General features: G+C 73.7%; 19 protein-coding genes. 12 read left to right on the forward strand and 7 right to left on the reverse strand.

Going from position 1 to position 19,993, the window contains the following annotated elements; genetic code table 11:
- Positions 1-10: 10 nt before the first annotated feature.
- On the reverse strand, positions 11-697 hold the full coding sequence (locus AB0G11_RS32095; protein ID WP_219517240.1) for a nitroreductase family protein: 687 nt from the start codon (positions 695-697) through the stop codon (positions 11-13).
- A 94-nt stretch (positions 698-791) separates the two neighbouring features.
- Between AB0G11_RS32095 and AB0G11_RS32100 the strand changes: the two genes are divergently transcribed.
- The 4 genes from AB0G11_RS32100 (at position 792) to AB0G11_RS32115 (ending at position 3,350) form a co-directional block, all read left to right on the forward strand.
- Positions 792-1,280, forward strand: a complete 489-nt coding sequence (locus AB0G11_RS32100) for an Lrp/AsnC family transcriptional regulator (RefSeq protein WP_357590363.1) — start codon at positions 792-794, stop codon at positions 1,278-1,280.
- A gap of 119 nt (positions 1,281-1,399) precedes the next feature.
- A complete protein-coding gene (locus tag AB0G11_RS32105) occupies positions 1,400-1,744 on the forward strand; it encodes a hypothetical protein (protein ID WP_357590365.1) in 345 nt (114 codons plus the stop codon).
- A 55-nt stretch (positions 1,745-1,799) separates the two neighbouring features.
- A complete protein-coding gene (leuE, locus tag AB0G11_RS32110; protein WP_357590367.1) occupies positions 1,800-2,453 on the forward strand; it encodes a leucine efflux protein LeuE in 654 nt (217 codons plus the stop codon).
- A 270-nt stretch (positions 2,454-2,723) separates the two neighbouring features.
- Positions 2,724-3,350 (forward strand): VC0807 family protein, encoded by a 627-nt coding sequence (locus AB0G11_RS32115; RefSeq protein WP_219517247.1) that lies wholly within the window; start codon positions 2,724-2,726, stop codon positions 3,348-3,350.
- Here the strand turns inward: AB0G11_RS32115 and AB0G11_RS32120 are convergent.
- Positions 3,258-4,238: a hypothetical protein gene (locus AB0G11_RS32120; RefSeq protein WP_357590369.1), complete on the reverse strand. Its 981-nt coding sequence runs from the start codon at positions 4,236-4,238 to the stop codon at positions 3,258-3,260. The genes AB0G11_RS32115 and AB0G11_RS32120 overlap by 93 nt on opposite strands.
- A 159-nt stretch (positions 4,239-4,397) precedes the next feature.
- Positions 4,398-5,531 carry a histidine kinase gene (locus AB0G11_RS32125; RefSeq protein WP_357590370.1) on the reverse strand — a complete coding sequence of 378 codons (1,134 nt, stop codon included), beginning with the start codon at positions 5,529-5,531 and terminating at the stop codon, positions 4,398-4,400.
- Between the two features lie 383 nt (positions 5,532-5,914).
- Here AB0G11_RS32125 and AB0G11_RS32130 point away from each other — a divergent pair, with 383 nt between their 5' ends.
- From AB0G11_RS32130 to AB0G11_RS32165, 8 genes are all read left to right on the forward strand, one after another.
- Positions 5,915-6,532 (forward strand): DedA family protein, encoded by a 618-nt coding sequence (locus tag AB0G11_RS32130; protein ID WP_357590372.1) that lies wholly within the window; start codon positions 5,915-5,917, stop codon positions 6,530-6,532.
- 37 nt (positions 6,533-6,569) lie between these two features.
- Positions 6,570-7,373, forward strand: a complete 804-nt coding sequence (locus tag AB0G11_RS32135; protein ID WP_357590374.1) for a DMT family transporter — start codon at positions 6,570-6,572, stop codon at positions 7,371-7,373.
- Positions 7,374-7,441: 68 nt separating this feature from the next.
- A complete protein-coding gene (locus AB0G11_RS32140; protein ID WP_246646056.1) occupies positions 7,442-8,647 on the forward strand; it encodes a glycosyltransferase in 1,206 nt (401 codons plus the stop codon).
- Entirely contained in the window at positions 8,644-9,351 is a 708-nt protein-coding gene (locus AB0G11_RS32145) for a DUF998 domain-containing protein (protein ID WP_219509959.1), read from the forward strand. Before AB0G11_RS32140 ends, AB0G11_RS32145 begins: the two co-directional genes overlap by 4 nt.
- 62 nt (positions 9,352-9,413) lie before the next feature.
- On the forward strand, positions 9,414-10,211 hold the full coding sequence (locus AB0G11_RS32150) for a cytochrome P450 (RefSeq protein WP_357590376.1): 798 nt from the start codon (positions 9,414-9,416) through the stop codon (positions 10,209-10,211).
- Complete coding sequence (locus AB0G11_RS32155; protein WP_357590378.1) at positions 10,208-10,960, forward strand: isocitrate lyase/phosphoenolpyruvate mutase family protein; 753 nt, start codon at positions 10,208-10,210, stop codon at positions 10,958-10,960. Before AB0G11_RS32150 ends, AB0G11_RS32155 begins: the two co-directional genes overlap by 4 nt.
- Positions 10,961-10,967: 7 nt before the next feature.
- A complete protein-coding gene (locus AB0G11_RS32160; protein WP_357590380.1) occupies positions 10,968-13,778 on the forward strand; it encodes a BTAD domain-containing putative transcriptional regulator in 2,811 nt (936 codons plus the stop codon).
- 34 nt (positions 13,779-13,812) lie between these two features.
- On the forward strand, positions 13,813-15,321 hold the full coding sequence (locus AB0G11_RS32165; RefSeq protein ID WP_219509967.1) for a DHA2 family efflux MFS transporter permease subunit: 1,509 nt from the start codon (positions 13,813-13,815) through the stop codon (positions 15,319-15,321).
- Here AB0G11_RS32165 and AB0G11_RS32170 read toward each other — a convergent pair.
- The 4 genes from AB0G11_RS32170 to AB0G11_RS32185 all read right to left on the reverse strand — a co-directional run bounded on the left by AB0G11_RS32170 (position 15,284) and on the right by AB0G11_RS32185 (position 19,963).
- On the reverse strand, positions 15,284-16,516 hold the full coding sequence (locus AB0G11_RS32170) for an MFS transporter (RefSeq protein ID WP_357590382.1): 1,233 nt from the start codon (positions 16,514-16,516) through the stop codon (positions 15,284-15,286). The genes AB0G11_RS32165 and AB0G11_RS32170 overlap by 38 nt on opposite strands.
- 138 nt (positions 16,517-16,654) lie before the next feature.
- Positions 16,655-17,554 (reverse strand): serine hydrolase, encoded by a 900-nt coding sequence (locus AB0G11_RS32175; RefSeq protein WP_357590384.1) that lies wholly within the window; start codon positions 17,552-17,554, stop codon positions 16,655-16,657.
- Between the two features lie 90 nt (positions 17,555-17,644).
- A complete protein-coding gene (locus AB0G11_RS32180) occupies positions 17,645-18,517 on the reverse strand; it encodes an alpha/beta hydrolase (RefSeq protein WP_357590386.1) in 873 nt (290 codons plus the stop codon).
- 51 nt (positions 18,518-18,568) lie between these two features.
- Positions 18,569-19,963, reverse strand: a complete 1,395-nt coding sequence (locus AB0G11_RS32185) for an FAD-dependent oxidoreductase (RefSeq protein WP_357590508.1) — start codon at positions 19,961-19,963, stop codon at positions 18,569-18,571.
- Between the last annotated feature and the right edge of the window lie 30 nt (positions 19,964-19,993).

The following is a 19,993-nucleotide window of genomic DNA, read 5'->3' on the forward strand; positions in this document are numbered from 1 at the left end:
GACGGCCCGGCTAGGAAAGGCCCAAATCCGGTGGGAACGGCACCAGTGTCTCCTCCAGCGGCTTGCGCGCCAGGTCGGGGACCCGCACGCCGGGGGCCGCGTAGCCCACCGGGAACAGGATGTAGGGCCGCTCGCTGGCCGGGCGCTCGCAGATCTCCGTCAGGAACGCCATCGGGTTCGGCGTGTGCGTCAGCGTCGACAGGCCCATGGAGTGCAGCGCCGCGATGAACAGGCCGCAGGCGATGCCCACGCTCTCGTTGACGTAGTAGTGCTTGACGCGGGAGCCGTCGGGGCGGGCCCCGTACTTCTGCGCGAAGCACACCACCAGCCAGGGCGCCACCTCCAGGTAGCCCTTGTCGGAGTTCGTCTCCAGCGGGGCCAGCGCCTCGCGCCACTCCGGGGGCAGCCGGCCGCCCTCGTAGTTCTGGCGCTCCTCCACCTCGGCGGCCTCGCGGATGCGCTTCCTGGTCTCCCGGTCGCCGATCACCACGAACGTCCACGGCTGCTGGTGCGCGCCCGACGGCGCGGTCCCGGCCGCCCGCACGGCCAGCTCCACGGCCTCGTACGGGACCGGCTCGTCGCTGAACATGCGGACGCTGCGCCGGGAGTCGGCGAACGCGTAGAACTCCTCGCCGCGCCTGATCATCTCTTCGGGGGTGTAGCGGGGTGGGGCATAAGGGATGAAAGGGTGCTCCATGACCCCGCAGTCTCCGTACGCCTCGCTTCTGTGACAACAGGGGGCCGTCTATGCTGCACGTTTCGACACGAAATTTCGGCTTAAGGTGGCAAATATGCCAGCACGGCGCCACGGACTGGACGAACTGGACCTTCGACTGCTGCGCCTCCTCGCCGAGCGGCCCCGCGCCGGGCTCCTGGAGATCGCCCGCCTGCTCGGCGTCGCCCGCGGCACCGTCCAGGCGCGCCTCGACCGCCTCACCGCCGACGGCGTCGTGACCGGCTTCGGCCCTGTCCTCTCCCCCGCCGCCCTCGGCTACCCCGTCCAGGCGTTCACCACCCTGGAGGTCGAGCAGGCCGCCCGCGCGCACATCTCCGAAGCGCTCCACGCCATGCCCGAGCTCCTGGAAGCCCACATCGTCACCGGCCCCGGCGACGTCTGGTGCCGCATCGCCGGCCGCGACAACGAACACGTCCAGCAGGTCATCGACAGCATGCTCGCCATCCCGGGCGTCCGCCGCAGCACCACCGTCATCACCCTCTCCACCGTCGTCCACCACCGCGTCCACCCCCTCGCCGCCCACCGACTCCCCGGAAACTCCTGAGCGAGGCACTTCACCTGGCACCGCCCGACAACGTCCCGGCGATCACGGACCGGTCCGAGGCGGCCAAGGACGTGGTGCTGGCGGCGTTCTCCGCCATCACGCACGGGACCTCACGCAGGGTGAATGTCATACTGGATGCGCTGGCAGCCGCCCTGGACACCATCGACAGCGACCATGCTGGATTCCTCGCCGAGTTCACCGAGGTGGGTCTCGGTGGCACCAAGGCCCGACGACTTTGGAGAGAGCTGATGTCCACCAAGACGTACCGCTACCAGTCCGAGTACGCGCAGCAGCTCCGGGCCGAGGGCGAGGCGCGATCGGTGCTGAAGGTGCTGGAGCAGCGGGGGGTTCAGGTGCCCGATGCGGTGCGGGAGCGGGTGATGGCCTGTACGGACACCGACCTGCTCGACGAGCTGCTCGTGCGGTCGTTGAAGGTCAGCTCGGCGGAGGAGCTCTTCGGCTGAGTCCCGCCAGGCGATACCGTGATGTGTCACCACGTTTCACCTGGAGTGCAGCGGCATGTTCTTCGGTATCACCGACCTGTGGACCTACGTCATCGGCGCCTTCTTCATCATCCTGCTGCCGGGGCCCAACTCGCTGTTCGTGCTGACGCTGGCCGCGCAGCGGGGGGTGCGTGAGGGGTATCGGGCCGCGGCCGGGGTGTTCGTGGGCGACACGGTGCTCATGGCGCTGGCCGCCGTCGGGGCGGCCTCGCTGCTGAAGTCGTCGCCGCTGCTGTTCTCCGTCGTGAAGTACGCCGGCGCCGGCTACCTGGTGTGGATCGGGTTCCAGATGCTGCGCGGGGCGTGGCGGGCCTGGCGTGACCCGTCGCCCGCCGGGGCCGCGGCGGAGGTGCGGCCGGTGCGCGACCCTCGGCCGTTCCGCAAGGCGCTCGCCATCAGCCTGCTCAACCCGAAGGCCATCCTGTTCTTCATCTCGTTCTTCGTGCAGTTCGTGGACCCCGGCTACGCGACCCCGGCGCTGTCGTTCCTCATCCTGGGGGCGATCATCCAGGTGTTCAGCCTGCTCTACCTGACGGCGCTGATCTTCGGCGGGAGCTTCCTGGCGGCGCAGTTCCGCTCGCGCAGGCGGCTGAGCGCCGGGCTGACGTCGGGCGTGGGGGCGCTGTTCGTCGGGTTCGGGGCCAAGCTGGCCACGACGTCGCTCGGCTGAGACTCTTTCCCAAGAAGTATGGCGGCCCCGACATGCGGTAACGGGCGGCGGGCCGATGGAACGCGGCAAAACAGGCCGTCGCGGCCCGGGACCTCAGGTACGGTAAGCCACCGGTAAGTGACCGGCAACCCGCCGGTGCGATCGTCTCAGGCGTCAGGGTGACCGCCAGGTGACATCGAGCGGCCCATCCGGCAAGCCTGCCAGCCCGTAAGCCCGGGTAGTGCCCCGGCCATCGGCCTATCAGCGGAGTCAGCGTTGAATCATCCACCCGTGACCCTGCCCCGTCTCACCGCCCTCGCCCGCCAGGCGGCGCCCCGGCTGCTCGAAGCCGTGGTGGCGCCGATGGCGGTGTTCTACCTGGCGATGGTCGTGCTGGGGCTGCAGTGGGCGCTCATCCTGACGTGCGCCTGGGTGTACGGGGGCGTGGCGTGGCGGCTGATCAGGCGGATCCCGGTGCCGGCGACGATGCTGCTGGCCGCCGCCGCGATCACGTTGCGCACGATCGTCGGCCTGTGGACCGGCACCTGGATGTGGTACTTCATCCAGCCCGAACTCGGCACGATCTGCATCAGCATGGCCTTCCTCGCCTCCGTACGGCTCAACCGGCCGCTCGTGCAGAAGCTCACCCTCGACTACATCCACCTGCCGAACGCGGTGCTCAAGCACGAGCGGGTACGCCGCTTCTTCGCCAGGATCACGCTGCTGTGGGCGTTCGTGCTGCTGGCCAACTCGACGGTGAGCATCGCGCTGGCCGTGTACGAGTCGCTGGCGGGATCACTCGGCGGGTTCATGCTGCTGCGCACCTCAGCGGTGGCCGTGATGAGCGGCCTGGCGATCGCCGTCTCGGTCTTCGCCTTCAAGCGGGTGCTGCGGCGGCTGCACGTCGCCCACGGTTAGCCTCTCCACCAGCACGAATCCCCCGCACATCCCGATCACCAGCCCCGTCAGCGTGGTGAACAGCTCCACCAGCCCCGCCGCCGCCTCGATCTCGACGCCGAGCGGGCCGCCCACGATCATCACGATCAGCGCGTACATGCCCCAGCCGAACATCGCCCCCGAGCCCAGCCAGCCCGCCGCCAGCGGCTGCCAGAACGGCCTGCGCCCGCTCCCCCGCACGACGACCAGCAGCGCCGCCCCGGCCGCGATCGCCAGCCCGCCCTTCAGCACGCCCTGCGCGGCCGCCACCGCCGACAGCCCGCCGCCCAGTGCCCAGACGATCCGCGTCCCGCCGAGCAGCGCGACCACCAGCAGCGCGCCCCACCCGACGACGAGCTGGAACGGCTTGGTCGCCGGCGCGGGACCGTACCCGATCGGGGTGGAGAAGAGGGCGGGCCAGCGGTCGCGCGCGTACAGCACGAACGCCGTCAGCAGGCCCGCGCCCTGGCCGAAGAAGCCGGCGTAGACGGCCAGGTAGACCCACGGCTCGATCGGGCCGCCGTTCGCGAACACCCCCATGCCTTCCAGCCCCAGGCCCAGCGGCGCGGTCACCATCACCACCGACAGCAGGCCCGTGCCCACCCACAGCGGCAGCAGCACCAGCCAGGCGGGCAGCCGCATCCCCCACCGCATCGTGAACGCCAGCGCCAGCACCAGGGCCACGGCGTCCATGCCGAACGTCAGCGCGTTCATGCCGAGCATGGTGGAGGTGCCCATGAGGTTCGGGTCCGTGACGCCCAGCGAACTGCCGGTCAGCCAGAGGATCTTGATGGTGAGGTAGGGGAGCATGGCGGCGATCGCCACGAGCGCCGCGGTGATCCGGCCGATTCCGGCCCTCGGAGTCGTCATACCCCGACCCTCCCCCGGCCCCGCCCCCCGCACCTCCCGCCCCCAGGGGACCCCCCTCCCCCCTCCGGGGGACCTGCCCCCCGCATGCGCCGGGCCGCTCGGCGGGGTCGTGGCCGGCGGGGTGCCGCTCGGCGGTGGGAGGTCGCGTACGGAGAAAGGTCAGGGGAGGGTGGCGGTCAGGATCCAGCCTTGGGGGGTGGGGCCGGCGGTGAGGGTGCCGTCGGCAAGGCGGACGCGTTCGCGGAGGCCGGCGAGGCCGAGGCCGCCGCCGATCGGGAGGGCGGGGCGGGGGCCGGTGGCGGGGCCGTTGCGGACGGTGACGCGGTGGGGGCCGATCTCGACGGTGACGGCGGCGCCCGGGGCGTGTTTGGCCGCGTTGGTGAGGCCTTCCTGGACGACGGCGTGGGCCAGCTCGGGGACGGGGCCGGTGACGTCGAGGGTGATGCGCATGCCGGAGGCGCGGGCGCGTTCGACCAGGGCGGTGACGTCTTCGTGGACGGGGACGAGCGGCGCGGTGTCGGTGTCGTCGCGGAGCACGCCGATGATCTGGTGGAGCCGTTCGGTGGCGTCGGCGGCGGCGAGGCGGAGTTCGCCGGCGGCCTTGACCTGGGCGGGGTCGAGGTTCGGCGACATCTCGAGCCCGGCGGCGCGCACGGCGATGAGGGCGAGGTCGTGGCCGAGGGAGTCGTGCATGTCGCGGGCGATCCTGGCGCGTTCGCGCAGGCGGGCCTGTTCGGCGGTGGAGTGGCGGGCCTGGGCGCGTTGCTGGAGGAGACGGCGGCGCAGGAGCCCGAGCAGGTACGGCACGGCGTAGGTGCCGGCGAGGCCGGAGGTCATGGTGACCCAGAGGGCGAGGGTGCCGCCTCTGGTCAGGACGAGGACGACGCCGATGCCGGTGGCGACGGCGGCCAGGGCGAGGGCGGGCCAGACGCGGGCCAGCCGCCGTCCGGTCAGGTACGCGTACCACATGACGAACGCCGAGACCGGCAGGAGCGGGAGGATCTTGACCCCGCTGGACGGCGGCGAGAGCCAGGTGAGGTCGCTGGTGGCGAAGCCTTCGCGGAAGTCCCACGGCCCGAACGGCAGCAGCAGCGCGACGGCGGCGAGCGGCCACGGCCGGCCGACGAGGACGACCACGCCCATCAGCGCGATGCGGGGCACGGTGACCAGGGCGAAGGCGGGCAGGCCGTCGAGCGGGTCGGGGCCCATGATGGAGACCGCGACGGACAGCAGGAACCAGAGGAGCACGTCCCGGATCACCTGTTGACGGTTCGCGCGGCGCAGTCGTTTCACGGGTCCGAAGCTACCGGCGGCGCACGACCGGCCGGTGCCGCCGATGGTCGGTTCGGGACCCTGACGAAAGTCAGGGGTGGTGCGCCGTCCCCCGGTTCGGGTGGGGCTAGCACCACCACAAAGGCGGATACCTCCACTCCTGTGCCGGGCTTCCTGAACCGGTTTGATCGAAGCAGGTCGCAGGCCGCCCCTGACGAAAGTCGGGGGTGGTGCATGCCGATCGGCCGATGTGCCGGCACCCGCGGGGTTCCTAGTTTCGGAGTGCGCTGGCCCTGACCCGGCTCGGGGAAGGGCCCGCGTTCGACCGGGGGCATCCCCGATGTCCCGTCGTCCCTCACGCCACCAGGCTTGAGAGCGCTCCTGACTGATCGGAGAACACACTGATGTCCCACACCATCCTGGAGTGGCTCCAGCAGGTGATGTCGTCACCGTGGCTGTACGTCGCGCTGTTCGCGCTGGCCCTGCTCGACGGGTTCTTCCCTGTCGTGCCGGCGGAGACCTCCGTCATCACGGCCGGGGTGTTCGCGGCGAGCGGGCAGACGAACCTGGCGCTGGTCATCGTGGTGGCGGCGCTCGGCGCGTTCTGCGGCGACCACATCTCCTACCTGCTGGGCCACAAGGGCGGCGGCAGGCTGCGGGAGCGCAAGGCGTTCGTGTGGGCGCGCGGCGCACTGGCCGAGCGTGGCGGGCTGGTGCTGGTCGTGGCCCGGTACATCCCGGGCGGGCGGACGGCGACGACGCTCACGATGGGCGCGGTGCGCTATCCGCTGCGGTCGTTCACGTTCTTCGACTCGATCGCGGCGGTCTCGTGGGGCGTCTACTCGGGGCTGATCGGGTTCTTCGGCGGGATGGCGTTCGAGAACGACCCGATCAAGGGTCTGCTGCTCGGCCTGGGCATCGCGCTGTCGGTCACGGCCGTCGTGGAGATCGTCCGGTGGGTCAGGAAGCGGCGCGCCATCAAGGCTTCTCCCGAGCGCCTTCCGGCGGACACGTCCGTTTGACCCTTTTTGGCGACTATCCAGGTTGAAAGGAGTGGGCATGACTGTGCTGGCCGCGGTGATCGCCCTGATCGGTTCGCTGTTCTTCGCGCTCGGAGCCGCGTTGCAGCAGTTCGAAGCGGTCGGCACGGCCAAGCCCGGCCTGCTCGCCCTGCTCCGGCGGCCGCGCTGGCTCATCGGCGGCGCGTCGATCCTGGTGGGAGGCGGGTTGCACATCGTGGCGCTCGGCCTCGGCCCGCTGACGGTCGTCCAGCCGATGGGGGTGGCGAGCCTGCTGTTCGCGCTGCCGATCGCCGCCACGCTGCACGGCCGCAGGCCGGAGCGGCGGGAGCTGGCCGCGGCGGGCGTGGTGGCCGCGGGGCTGATCGGGCTGGTGCTGCTGGTGCCGGAGTCCGACGGTCCGACCAGGCTCGACCCGGCCGGCGTGCTCACGCTGCTCGGCGTCGCCGGGGTGGCGGCGGTGCTGCTGTGGGCGGGGTCGAAGGCCGCCTCCCACGCGGGCCGGGCCGCGCTCCTGGCGACGGCCTCGGGGGTCCTCTACGGCGCCACCGCCACGCTCCTGCGGGTGCTCGTCGACGGCGGCTGGAACTGGTGGTACCTGCTGGCGCTGCCCGTCCCGGCGCTGCTGGCGCTGATGATGCTGCAGCGCGCCTACGCCGTCGGCCACTTCGGGGTGTCCTTCGCCTCGCTGCAGATCGCCGACCCGCTCACCGCCGTCGCGTTCGGCGCGCTGCTGCTCGGTGAGCCGGTGCCGACGGGAGTCCTGCCGATCGCGGCGGCGGCGCTGACCGCCGCCGGAACCGTCGCCCTGGCCCGCACCACGCCGCTGGAGGCCAGGACATGACCGCCACAGCGCGCACCACACACGTGAAGCTCCTCCAACCTCGACACAACGGAGTCACCACCATGGCCATGCCCCTGCACGCGGTCGACGATTCGGCCGCCCTCGTCCCGGTCCCCGCCCGCCCGCGCCGCATCCTGATCTCCACCGACACCTACCCGCCCGACGTGAACGGCGCCGCCTACTTCACCCACCGGCTGGCCACCGGCCTGGCCGAGCGCGGCAACGAGGTGCACGTGGTGTGCCAGTCGGACCTGGGCCCGGCCAGCGCGGACGTGGTCGACGGGGTGATCGTGCACCGGCTGCGCTCGGCTCCGGTCCTGGTCCACCCGACCATGCGGGTGACCGTCCCGACGCGGCTGGACCGGCTCGTCGCCGCGATCGAGCCGGACGTGCTGCACACGCAGGGCCACTTCGTCGTCGGCCGGGCGGCCATCGCCGCAGCCCGCCGCCGCGACATCCCGGTGGTGGCGACCAACCACTTCATGCCGGACAACCTCTTCCAGTTCGGCCACATCCCGGCGCGGCTGCGGGCCAAGGCCGGGCGGCTGGCCTGGCGCGACTTCGGCCGGATCTTCGGCAAGGCCGACCACATCACGACGCCGACGCCGCTGGCCGCCAAGCTGCTGAGCGACCAGGGCTTCACCCGCGAGGTGGAGGCGGTGTCGTGCGGCATCGACCTGGCCCGGTTCCAGCCTCGGGCGGAGCCGAAGGCGTGGGCGCGCAAGGCGTTCGGGCTGCCGGACCGGCCCACGGTCCTGTTCGTCGGCCGGCTCGACGAGGAGAAGCGGCTCGACGAGATCGTCCGCGCGCTGCCGTACGTGCTGAACGACACCGACGCGCAGGTGGCGTTCGTCGGCAAGGGCAACCAGCGCGAGGTGCTGGAGCGGCTGGCCCGGCGCATCGGGGTGGGCGAGCGGACGTTCTTCCTCGGCTTCGTGCCGGACGAGAGCATGCCGCAGGCGTTCGCCGCGGCCGACGTGTTCGCCATGCCGGGCGTCGCCGAGCTGCAGAGCATCGCCACGCTGGAGGCGATGGCGTCGGGGCTGCCGGTGGTGGCGGCCGACGCGATGGCGCTGCCGCACCTGGTGGCGGGCAACGGCTACCTGTACGAGCCGGGCGACGTGATGGCGCTGGCCCGGCACCTGTCCGGCATCCTCTCGGACGACGCGCTCCGGGAGCGGCTGGGCAGGGCCAGCCGCGAGCTGGCGCTCACCCACGATCACCAGACGTCGCTCGCCCGGTTCGAGCAGATCTATGACGAGGTCACGCGATGACATCCAGGCAGGACGCCCCGCAGGGCGCGATCGGGTTCGCCGTCGGCGGGACGGTGGCGGGGGCGCTGGTCGCCGTGCTCGCCCTCGGCTACGCGCAGCTCGCGCTGCCGTCGCAGCCGCTGCTGAGCGACTACGCGCTGGTGTCCGGGGGGCTGCTGCCCGTGCTGGCCGGCATGCTGGCGCTCGCGGGGGCGTGCCTGACGCTGGCGTACGGGCTGGCCGTACGGGAGCCGGGGCGCACGGCGGCGACCAGGGTGCTGCTGCTGGCGGCGGCGGCCGGGCTGATGATGAGCGCGGTCTTCCCCACCGATCCGGGCGGGTCGGAGATCGGCACGCTGACCGGGGAGATCCACCGGTGGGCCGCCGCCGTCGTGTTCACCACGCTGCCGGTGGCCGGGTGGTCGCTGGCGCGGGGCCGGAAGGCGCTGCCGCGCTGGAACGCGGTCCGGGCGCTGAGCCTGACGTCCGTGGTCGCGCTGGCCGTCTACCTGGCGGCGCACCCCGCCTCGTTCACCTCGGCGTGGATCGGCGGCGCCGGCTATTACGGCCTGCTGGAGCGGGCGCTGGTGGTGGCTGAGATCGCGTTGATCGTCGCCATGGCGGTGGCCGCGGGCGGACGCGCCGTCGCCGCCCGGACGCCGCTTCCCGTCCCGGCGGCCGAGCCGGTGCGGCCGCCGCAGGAGAGCGAGCGGCTGGTCGCCTGATCAGCGCGGACGACCGGCATGGTTAGACGGGCGGCGAACCGTTGCCGGGCTAGCGTGATCACATGCTCGTCACACGTCATTCCGAAGCCTGTTCCGTGCTCGCCGACTCCCGGTACGTGCCGCCGCCCGTGCGGCAGGGCGCGCCGGTGGGGACGCTCGCCTGGCTGCGCGCCCGGGTGTCCAGGTTCAGCTCCGGGGAGGAGCACGCGCGCCGCCGGGCGACGCTGTCGGCGCCGCTCGCCCGGCTCGGCCCGGCGGCGCTACGGGAGGCGGCCCGGGCGCTGACGGCGGCCCGGCGGGGCGAGTGGCGGGACGTGCCCACGGAGGTGCTGGGCGAGGCGCTCGGGTTCGCGGAGCCCGGCCGCCTGGCCGAGGCCGTCCGGGCGGCGGCGCCCGGCTACCTGTCCGGCGAGGAGTCCGGCGCGGCCGACGCGGCGGTGGCCGAGCTGGTGAAGCTCGCCGAGCGGGCGGCCGGGCCGGAGGACGAGCGGATCGCCCTGGTCACGCTGCTGCTGCAGGCGCACGCCTCCGTGGAGGGGCTGATCGGCAACGCGCTGGCCCACGCGGCGCCCGGCGTCGCGGTGGACGACCTGCTGCACGAGACGCTGCGGCACGACCCGCCGCTGAAGGTGACGCGGCGGGTGGACCGCGAGAGCGGGGACGAGGTGGTGATCGACCTGGTGGCCGCCAATCGCGACCCTGAGGTGTTCGCGTCGCCGGAGCGGTTCGACCCGGCCCGCGGGGAGGCGCCGCATCTGACGTTCGGCGCCGGGCTGCGGCCCTGCCCGGCGTCACGGCACGCGCTGGCGCTGGCCGCCGGGGTGCTCGACGCGCTGGTGGAGATCGGAGCGGGACGATGAGCGAGAGGTTCCGGGCGCTGCACCGGCCGGGCGAGCCGCTGCTGCTGCCCAACGCGTGGGACTACGGGTCGGCCGCGGTGCTGGCCGGGGAGGGGTTCGCGGCCGTCGGCACCACCAGCCTGGGCGTGTCGGCCGTGCACGGCAAGCCTGACGCGGGCGGCGCGACCAGGGACGAGACGGTGGCGCTCGCCGCGACGATGCGGACGCTGGACGTGATGGTCAGCGTCGACGTCGAGGGCGGGTTCAGCGACGACCCCGGCGAGGTGGCCGAGCTGATCGCCACCTTGGCGGGGCTGGGCGTGGCCGGGGTCAACCTGGAGGACGGCCGGGCCGACGGCACGCTGCGGCCGATCGGCGTCCACCAGGCGATCATCGAGGCGGCCCGCGGGCAGGGCGTGTTCGTCAACGCGCGGACCGACACCCGCTGGCTCGGGACCGGCGACACGCTGGAGCGGGTGCGCGCCTACGGGCACGCCGACGGGATCTTCGTGCCCGGTCTGAGCGATCTGGGGGAGATCGCCCGGCTGGTGGAGAGCACACCACTGCCGGTGAACGTGCTCTACCAGCCGGGCGGCCCGTCGCTCGCCGAGCTGGCCGGGGTGGGCGTCGCCCGGGTGAGCACCGGCTCGCTGCTCTACCGGGCGAGCCTGCGCGGCGCCCTGTCGGCGCTGCGGGCCGTACGCGGACAGGACGAGCCGGACCTGCCCTCCTACGCGGACATCACCGCCATGCTGCCCGAGCCACGATAATCGGGGCATGCGCTTCGAGATCCTGGGCCCCAGCGCCGCGCTGGGCGACGACGGCACCCCGGTGCCGCTGGGCGGGCCCCGGGTGCGCGCGCTGCTCGCGCTGCTGGCGCTGGAGGCCGGCCGGGTGGTGGGCGCCGAGCAGCTCGTCGACGGCCTGTACGGGTCGCGCCCGCCGGAAGGGGTCGCCAACGCGCTGCAGTCGCAGGTGTCGAGGCTGCGCCGGGTGCTGGGGCGGGACCGGGTGGAGTTCCATCCTGCGGGCTACCGGCTGGTGGCCGATCCGCTGGACGTCGACGCGCACCGGTTCGAGCGGCTGGCCGGTCAGGGCCGGGAGGCGCTGGCGGCCGGTGACGCGCGCCGGGCGGCGGCGCTGCTGCGCGAGGCGCTGGAGCTGTGGCGCGGGACGGCGCTGGCCGACGCGCCGCACGCGGAGGCGGCGGCGGCCCGACTGTCGGAGCTGCGCCTGGCCGCCGTCGAGGACCGCGTCCAGGCCGATCTGGCGCTGGGCGGCCACCGCGAGGTCGTCGCCGAGCTGAGACGGCTGACCGCCGACCATCCGCTGCGCGAGCGGCCGCGCGCCCAGCTCATGCGCGCCCTGTACGGCAGCGGCCGGCAGGCGGAGGCGCTGGCCGCGTTCGAGGAGGGGCGGCGCATCCTGGACGAGGAGCTGGGCGTCGAGCCGGGCCCGGAGCTGGCCGCCGCCCACCTGGCGGTGCTGCGGGCCGATCCGTCGCTGGGCGCGCCGGCGGCGGGCTCGACCCGGCAGGGGCTGCGCGCCCAGCTCACCAGCTTCGTCGGCCGGGCCGAGGAGCTCGCGCAGGTGCGCGCCGAGCTGGCCGAGGCCAGGCTCGTCACGCTGATCGGCCCGGGCGGCTCCGGCAAGACGCGGCTCGCGGGCGAGGTGGCCGGGCGGGCCGAGGGCGACGTGTGCTTCGTGCAGCTCGCGCCGGTGTCCGACGGCGCGGAGGTGGCGGCGGCGGTGCTGGCCGCGCTGGACATCCGCGACCGCACGCACGGCGCCGAGCTGCCCGCCGTCGAGCCAGCCGAGCGGCTGGTCACCGCGCTCGCCGACCGCACGCTGCTGCTCGTCCTGGACAACTGCGAGCACCTGGTCGAGGCCGCGGCGGACCTGGCCGACCTGCTGCTGGCCTCCTGCCCGGGGCTGCGCGTGCTGGCGACCAGCAGGGAGGCGCTCGGCATCATCGGCGAGCGCATCCTGCCGGTGCCGCCGCTGCGGCTGCCGCCGCCGGACGCCGCCGACCCGCTCGGCTATCCGGCGGTGCGGCTGTTCGCCGACCGGGCGGCGGCGGTGCGGCAGGGGTTCACGGTCGGCGACGGCAACGCCGCGGACGTGACGCGCATCTGCCGGGCGCTCGACGGGCTGCCGCTGGCCATCGAGCTGGCCGCGGCCCGGCTGCGCACGCTGACGGTGCGGGAGGTGGCGGCGCGGCTGGACGACAGGTTCCGGCTGCTGGCGCGCGGGAGCCGGACGGCGCTGCCCCGGCACCAGACGCTGCGCGCGGTGGTGGCGTGGAGCTGGGACCTGCTGGACGAGGCGGAGCAGCGGCTGGCCAGGCGGCTGACGGTGTTCGTGGGCGGGGCGACGGCGGAGGCCGCCGAGCGGGTGTGCGGGGAGCCGGAGGAGGTGCTGTTCTCGCTGGCGGAGAAGTCGCTGGTCGAGTCCGTCGGCGGCCATTACCGGATGCTGGAGACGATCCGGGCGTTCTGCGCGGAGCGGCTGGAGGAGTCGGGCGAGAGCCACGAGCTGCGCGACAGGCATGCCGCCTACCACCTGGAGCTGGTCCGCACCGCCGACGCCCACCTGCGGCGCAGCGAGCAGCTGGAGTGGCTGGCCCGGCTGGACTCCGCCGGCGACGACCTGAACGCGGCTGTGCGGTGGGCGACGGAGTCGGGCCAGGCCGAGCTGGCGCTGCGCCTGGTGGCCTACTCCGCCTGCTACTGGTGGATGCGCGGGCACCGGGTCACCAGCGCGACGCTGGCGGCCGACCTGCTGGGGCGGCTGGACGACACGGTCCCGGAGGGCATGGACGAGGAGTACGCGATGTGCGTGCTCGTCGCCGCCTGGACCGGGCGGGCGATCGACGACCAGATGGCGGCGCGGCTGGAGGCGCTGCACGGGCTGCTGCCGGAGGAGTACCTGCTGCGGCGGCTGGAGTTCCTGACGCTGCTGCTGCCGATGTTCACCGGCCCGCCCACCGACTACCGGTCGGTGGACGTGGCCCGGCAGCTCGTCGACCGGCTGCCGCCCTGGCAGCGGGCGCTCATGCACAGCGGCGAGGCGTTCATCATGCAGTTCGAGGGCCGGCTGGAGGAGGCCAAGGCGCAGTTCGAGCAGTCGCTGGACATCTTCCGGGCGATGGGCGAGCGGTGGGGCGCCATGCTCGTGGTGTCGGGGCTCGGCGACGTGGCGTTCATGCAGGGCGACTACGCGGCGTCGGCCGCGATGGCCGACGAGGCGCTGCGGCTGTCGCGCGAGCTGGGCGCGCTGGCCGACACCAGCGACAACCTGTGCCGCCGGGCCGACACCCGGGCGCGGGTCGGCGACTTGGAGGGGGCGCGTGCCGACTACCGTGAGGCCGCGCGCCTGTCGCGGCGGATCGGCGCGTCCGACACGCTGGCCCGGGCGCACTGCGGGCTGGGCGAGCTGGCGCTGGCCGCGGGCGATCTCGCCACGGCGCGGCGGTGGGCCGAGCAGGCGAGCCAGGAGTGCCCGGAGGAGTGGCACAGCACGGCCGACGTGCGCGAGCGAGTCGCCGCCCTGCTGACGCGGGTCGGCGGGGCCGTCAGCCGGCGGTAGGCGGGCGGTCAGCGCCTGCCGCGACAGTGGCGGCATGACGAAGAAATGGGCCTGTCTGGCTGTCGCCTGCCTGGCCACGCTCCTGCTCTCGCTGGACATGACGGTCCTGCATCTCGCACTGCCCCGGCTGGTCGGCGACCTGGGCGCGAGCTCGACCGAGCTCCTGTGGATCGGCGACATCTACGGGTTCGCGCTGGCCGGCCTGCTCATCACGATGGGCAACCTCGGTGACCGGATCGGCCGCAAGCGGCTGCTGCTGATCGGGGCGGTGGCGTTCAGCGCGGCCTCGGCGGTCACCGCGTACGCGCCCAGCCCGGAACTGCTGATCGTGGCCAGGGCGCTGCTGGGCGTGGCCGGGGCCACGATCATGCCGTCCACGCTGTCGATCATCCGCAACGTGTTCACCGACGCCGCCGAGCGGACCACGGCCATCGGGATCTGGAGCGGCATGAGCGCCGCCGGGTTCGCGGTGGGGCCGGTGGTGGGCGGGCTGCTGCTCGACCACTTCTGGTGGGGCTCGGTCTTCCTGATCAACCTGCCGATCATGGCCGTGGTGCTGGTGTGGGGCTTCCTGGTGCTGCCGGAGTCGCGCAACCCGGACGCCGGGCGGATCGACCTGCCGAGCGTGGTGCTCTCGTTCGCCGGGGTCGTGGCGGTCATCTACGCGGTCAAGGAGGTGGCGCACCGGGGTCCCGACGCGGACGTGCTCGTCGCCGCCGCGCTGGGCGTGCTCTGCCTGGTGGTGTTCGTGTGGCGGCAGACGCGGCTGGCCGAGCCGCTGATCGACGTGCGGCTCTTCCGCAGGCGCGCGTTCACCGCGTCCATCAGCACGAACCTGCTGGCCATCTTCACGATGATGGCGATGTCGCTGATCTTCGCCTGGTACTTCCAGCTCGTGCTGGGCTGGTCGCCGCTGCAGGCGGGGCTCGCGGGGCTGCCGGGCGGCCTGAGCGGCGCAATCGGCGGCATCCTGGCCGGCAAGCTCATCGGCGTCATCGGCAGGAACGGCGTGGTCGCGCTGGGGCTGGCGATGAACGCGCTGTCGTTCCTCTACTACAGCACGCTCGGCATGGAGGTGAACTACCTGGCCATCGCCGCCGTGATGATGCTGGGCGGCATGGGGATCGGCCTGGCGTTCACCGTCAACAACGACAACGTGCTGGCCACGGCGCCGGCGCGGCGGGCGGGGGCGGCCGCGGCGGTGTCGGAGACGTCGTTCGAGCTGGGCGGCGCGCTGGGCATCGCGATTCTCGGCACCGTGCTCAACAGCACGTACACGAGCGGGGTGCGGGTGCCCGCCGGGGTGCCGGAGGAGCCGGCCAGGGAGTCGATCGCCGGGGCGATGGCGCTGGCCGAGACGCTGCCCGCCGAGCAGGCCGGGCAGCTCGTGCAGGCGGCGCGGACGGCGTTCGTGGAGGCGGTGCACGTCACCTCGCTCGCCACGGCCGGCATGCTGGCGCTGGTGGCTCTGCTGGCGCTGGTCGGGCTGCGCGGCGTGCCGAAGGTCATCCCCGAGGAAGTGCTGGCACGCGCTCACTCGTGACGGCCGGGCGGGGCAGCAGGGCGCGGCGGCGGGCCAGGACGAGGGCCGCCGCCAGGCCCGTGATCAGCGGCGGCACGACGAAGGCGAGCGACGGGCCGAACCGGTCCACGAGCTGCCCGGCCGCCGACGAGCCGACGGCGATGCCCAGCCCGATGGCGCCGTTGAGCCAGGTGAACGCCTCGGTGCGGGCGGCGGCGGGCACCAGTCCGTCGATGATGGTGTAGCCGGTGATCACGACGGGCGCGATCACCAGCCCGGCCAGCGCCGCCGCGCCGTACAGCAGGGGCAGGGAGCCGGCGAGGACGAGGGCGCTGGTCGCGGCGGCGAGCAGGACGAGCCCGCAGCCGAGCCGGACGGTCGCGGGGACGTGCCAGCGCACGGCCCCGTACAGCAGCCCGCCGGCCAGGCTCGCGCCGGAGAACGCGCCGTAGACGGGTCCGGCGGAGGCGGCGGTGCCCAGAGCCTCGGTAAGCGAGGTGATGCCGACCTGGAGGCTGCCGAACACCGACCCCATCGCGAGGAAGGCGGTCGCCAGCAGCGCCACGCCGCGCAGGCGCAGCACCCCGACCGCCCGCTCGGGGCCGGGCGAGGCCGCCGAGCGGGCCGAGCCCGGCGGGGCGGCGGTGCGCACGGCGGCGAACGTGAGCGTGCCGGTGACGACGAGGACGAGCGCCACCAGCAGCGCCACCACCGGCGAGTACGACGTCGACAGGGCGACGAGGACGACCGGGGCGAGGGTGAAGGTGAGCTCGTCGGTGACGGACTCGACGGCGAAGGCGGTGTTGAGCGCCGGGCCGCTGAGCCGGTGCGCCCATCGGGCCCTGACCATCGCGCCCACCTGGGGCGCGCTCGCGCCGGTGAGCGCGGCGGCGGCGACCAGCAGCGGCACGGCGGCGTGGGCGGCGGCCAGCGCCACCAGCCCGCCGAGGGCCAGCGCGTGCGCGCCGACCTGCGGGACGAGGACCCTGGCCTGGCCGTGGCGGTCGGCGAGCCGGCCGAAGCGGGGCCCGGCGAGGGCCTGGGACACGGCCGCCGCCGCGGCGGCGACGCCCGCCGGCCCGTAGGCGCCGGTGGACCATTCCACCAGCAGCAGGACGCCGAGCTGGGTCATCGCGAACGGCAGCCGGGCCACGAGCGCGGGCAGCAGGAAGCGCCAGGCGCCGGGCGTGGCCAGCACCGGGAGGTAACTCTTCAAGGGGGGTCTCCGTCCAGGTCAAGACGGAGCCGTCCCGGAGGAGCGCACCGTCTGGTGGGCTTCGACCGGGGTGATACCGGCAGGAGGGCCGGCCGCCGAGCGGTCTATCAGGCGCGTGCGAGACGCGACGGAGTCATCCTACGCGGTCGGCCCGGCCTCGCAGGCCCGGGTCCTGCTGGGCGCGAGGGCGTCCAGGCGGTCGCCGACGAGCTTGGCCAGGCCCTCGATGGTGGCGATGCCGTGGCTCTCGCCGGGCTGGTGGTCGGTCTGCACCGACAGCAGCAGGTCGCGCCCCGGCCCGGTGACGCGGCCGTAGCTGGTGACGGCCCAGGTGTTGTGCACGAACGGCCGGGGCGTCCAGCCGTTCTTGAGCGCCACCCGGTCGCCGGGCCTGGCGGCGGCGCTGACGCCCCAGTCCTGGTCGCGGTGGACGCGGCCCATCAGCCCGAGCACGTGCTCCCGGTCGGCGGCCCGCAGTCCCCTGCCGCCTTCGGCGAGCAGTTTGAGCAGCTTGACGCGGTCGGCGGGCGTGGTGGTGGTGCCGCCCCAGTAGCGGCCCGCTCCGGGCGTCGTCTCGCGCAGGCCGAGCTTGCGGTAGAAGGCGGCCAGCCCGGGGCCGCCGCCGGCCCGCCACCACAGCGTGTCGGCGGCCTGGTTGTCGCTCTCCCTGATCATGCGCGCGGCCAGGTCGCGCTCGCTGCCGCGCAGCGGCTGCTTCCGGCGGGCCAGCAGGGCCATGAGGATGTCGACCTTGGACCCGCTGGCGGTGATCATGCCGCGTTCGTGCGCGCGGTGGCCGATCGTCACGCCGGAGACCAGGTCGAGCGCGCTGTAGGCGACACGCCCCGGCCTGCGGTCGAGGTAGCGGGCCACCTGGCGTGTCAGCCTGGCCTTGGCCGTCCGGCCCGCCTTCGCGTCGGGCAGCGTCAGCACGCACCGGGCCGCCGCGGCGGGCAGCCGCGCCGCCACGCCCGCCGAGCCCCGCACGGGCGCCGCGGCCTCGCTCTCGCACCCCGTCACCAGCAGCAGAACCGCCACCGCGGCCCATGATCGCGCACGCACGCCCTACCCCCCGTGATCTCACCGGGGGTCAGCCGATCTCCTGCCCAGCCGCCGCGCGCGCCAACCCTAGAGGTGCTCGCGCAGGAACCCGGCCGTCGCCTCGACGGCCTGCGTCACGTACGGCTCGCGGTCGTAGAGGTCGACGTGCTGCTTGGCGTCGATCCAGACGAGCCGCTTGGGCTCGTCGAGCCGCTTGTACGCCTCCTCGGCGCCCTCCGGCGAGCAGAACCGGTCCACGACGCTGTGCACGATCAGCGCCGGGCGGGGCGACAGGAAGTCGGCGCCCATCATGTTGTCCATCGTGACCAGCTCGCGGACGCTCGCCCGGGTGACCCGGTTGTCCCAGTGGGGGGACGCTGAGCGGTCGGTCCCGTAGTAGGCGTACGGCTCGTCGCCGGGCATGGCGGCCTCGCCCTCCTCGGCCACCGCGGGCAGGTAGGCGACCGGCCCGCCCTGGTCCTGGCGCTCCAGCACCTCGGCGAACGAGGCCAGCACCGCCGCGTAGTCCATGCCCGACCGCATCGCGTACGGGTTGTTGTAGGCCCCGGCGATGCCCGCGAACGCCTTGACGCGGGGGTCGAAGGCGGCGAACTTGAGCGCGTAGCCGCCGCCCAGGCAGATGCCCACGGCCCCGATCCGGCCGGCGTCGACCTCGGGCCGGGCGCGCAGGAACGACACCGCCGCGCGCAGGTCGTGCAGCTTGCCCTGGGGGTCCTCGTGGCAGCGCGGCTCGCCGCCCGACTCGCCCCAGTTGCGGTGGTCGAAGGCGAGCGTGACGAAGCCCTCGGCGGTCAGGCGCTCGGCGTAGAGCCCGGTGACCTGGTCACGCACGCCCGTGAAGGGACCGGTGAACACGAGGGCGGGGTGCGGCCCCGGCCCGCCGGGCACCCGCAGGTCTCCCGCCAGCACGACGCCGTCGACGGCGAACTCGACTCTCATGCTCCCAGTGTGACGCGGAACGCCCGCGGCGCGGAGCCGCGGGCGTCGCGATCAGGAGTCGAAGCCGAGCCCCATCCGGTCCAGGGCGCGCAGCCACAGGTTGCGCCTGCCCTGGTGCTGGTCGGCCTGGGCGATGGACCAGCGGGTGAACTGGATCACCCCCGACCGCACCGGCTCGGGCGGGAACGGGACGGGCTTCTCCTTGACCATGCGCAGCTCGGTCCGCTCGGTCCGCTCGCCGGAGAGCAGGTCGAGCATGACGTTGGCGCCGAAGCGGGTGGCGCCGACGCCCATGCCGGTGTAGCCGGTGGCGTAGGCGAGCCTGCCGCCGTGCGCCTGCCCGTAGAAGGCGCTGAACCGGCTGCACGTGTCGATCACGCCGCCCCACCGGTGGGTGAAGCGCACCTCGTCGAGCTGCGGGAACGTGGTGTAGAAGTGCCCGGCGAGCTTGACGAACGTCTCGTCGCGCTGGTCGTACTCGGCCTTGACCTGGCCGCCGTTGTAGTAGACGGCGTCGTAGCCGCCCCACAGGATGCGGTTGTCGTCGGTCAGCCGGTAGTAGTGGAACTGGTTGGCCGAGTCGCCGACGCCCTGCCGGTTGCGCCAGCCGATCTCGGCGAGCTGGGCGTCGCTGAGCGGCTCGGTCATCAGCGCGTAGTCGTACACCGGCACCACGAAGTGCTTGAGCCGGCGCAGCAGCGGCGGGAAGACGCCGGTGCCGAGCGCCACCCGGCGGCCGGACACGGCGCCCCGGGGGGTGCGCAGCTCGATCGTGTCGCCGTCGTCGTGCATCGAGCGGACCGGGCTGCGCTCGTACACCCGCACGCCGAGGCGCACGCACGCGTCGCGCAGTCCCCAGGCGAGCCGGGCCGGGTCGAGCATGGCGCAGCCGCTGCGCTCCCACAGCCCGCCCAGGTAGGTGGGCGAGTTGACCTCGGCCCGGACCTGGTCCTGGTCGAGGGGCACGTAGTCGAGGCCGAGCCGGTCGATGACGTCGAGGTTCTCCTGGAGAGCGTCGAGCTGCCACGGCTCGGTGGCGACGTTGAGCTCTCCGGTGCGTTCGAAGGAGCAGTCGACGCCGTAGCGCTCCAGCGTCCGCTCGATCTCGTCGAGGTTGTCGGCGCCCATGCGCTCCAGCCGGTCGATCTCGTCCGGCCAGCGCTCCAGCCCGTTGGACAGGCCGTGGGTGAGGGTCGCCATGCAGAACCCGCCGTTGCGGCCGGATGCCGCCCAGCCGATGCGGCGGCCCTCCAGCAGGACGACGTCCTGGCCGGGGTCGCGTTCCTTGGCCATCAGGGCCGTCCACAGCCCCGAGAAGCCTCCGCCGACGACGACGAGGTCGGCGGTGGTGTTGCTGTCGAGCCGCGGTCGCGGCTCGGGTCTGGCCGGGCTGTCCAGCCAGTACGGCTTGCGCTCCGCGTCAGCCAGCGCCTTCAGCGGATCCACAAATCCCACTTCCCTTACGGTGTCTTATTT

The organism is Nonomuraea sp. NPDC023979 (genome assembly GCF_040639085.1).
Classification (GTDB): domain Bacteria; phylum Actinomycetota; class Actinomycetes; order Streptosporangiales; family Streptosporangiaceae; genus Nonomuraea; species Nonomuraea ceibae.

What these genes read in the sequence shown, in the direction of transcription:
- AB0G11_RS32165 (WP_219509967.1), top strand. Translation starts at nt 13,813, where the DNA reads ATGACGAAGAAATGGGCCTGTCTGGCTGTCGCCTGCCTGGCCACGCTC.
- leuE (WP_357590367.1), top strand. Translation starts at nt 1,800, where the DNA reads ATGTTCTTCGGTATCACCGACCTGTGGACCTACGTCATCGGCGCCTTC.
- AB0G11_RS32160 (WP_357590380.1), top strand. Translation starts at nt 10,968, where the DNA reads ATGCGCTTCGAGATCCTGGGCCCCAGCGCCGCGCTGGGCGACGACGGC.
- AB0G11_RS32145 (WP_219509959.1), top strand. Translation starts at nt 8,644, where the DNA reads ATGACATCCAGGCAGGACGCCCCGCAGGGCGCGATCGGGTTCGCCGTC.
- AB0G11_RS32140 (WP_246646056.1), top strand. Translation starts at nt 7,442, where the DNA reads ATGCCCCTGCACGCGGTCGACGATTCGGCCGCCCTCGTCCCGGTCCCC.
- AB0G11_RS32130 (WP_357590372.1), top strand. Translation starts at nt 5,915, where the DNA reads ATGTCCCACACCATCCTGGAGTGGCTCCAGCAGGTGATGTCGTCACCG.
- AB0G11_RS32155 (WP_357590378.1), top strand. Translation starts at nt 10,208, where the DNA reads ATGAGCGAGAGGTTCCGGGCGCTGCACCGGCCGGGCGAGCCGCTGCTG.
- AB0G11_RS32120 (WP_357590369.1), bottom strand. Translation starts at nt 4,238, where the DNA reads ATGACGACTCCGAGGGCCGGAATCGGCCGGATCACCGCGGCGCTCGTG.
- AB0G11_RS32095 (WP_219517240.1), bottom strand. Translation starts at nt 697, where the DNA reads ATGGAGCACCCTTTCATCCCTTATGCCCCACCCCGCTACACCCCCGAA.
- AB0G11_RS32135 (WP_357590374.1), top strand. Translation starts at nt 6,570, where the DNA reads ATGACTGTGCTGGCCGCGGTGATCGCCCTGATCGGTTCGCTGTTCTTC.
- AB0G11_RS32150 (WP_357590376.1), top strand. Translation starts at nt 9,414, where the DNA reads ATGCTCGTCACACGTCATTCCGAAGCCTGTTCCGTGCTCGCCGACTCC.
- AB0G11_RS32180 (WP_357590386.1), bottom strand. Translation starts at nt 18,517, where the DNA reads ATGAGAGTCGAGTTCGCCGTCGACGGCGTCGTGCTGGCGGGAGACCTG.
- AB0G11_RS32100 (WP_357590363.1), top strand. Translation starts at nt 792, where the DNA reads ATGCCAGCACGGCGCCACGGACTGGACGAACTGGACCTTCGACTGCTG.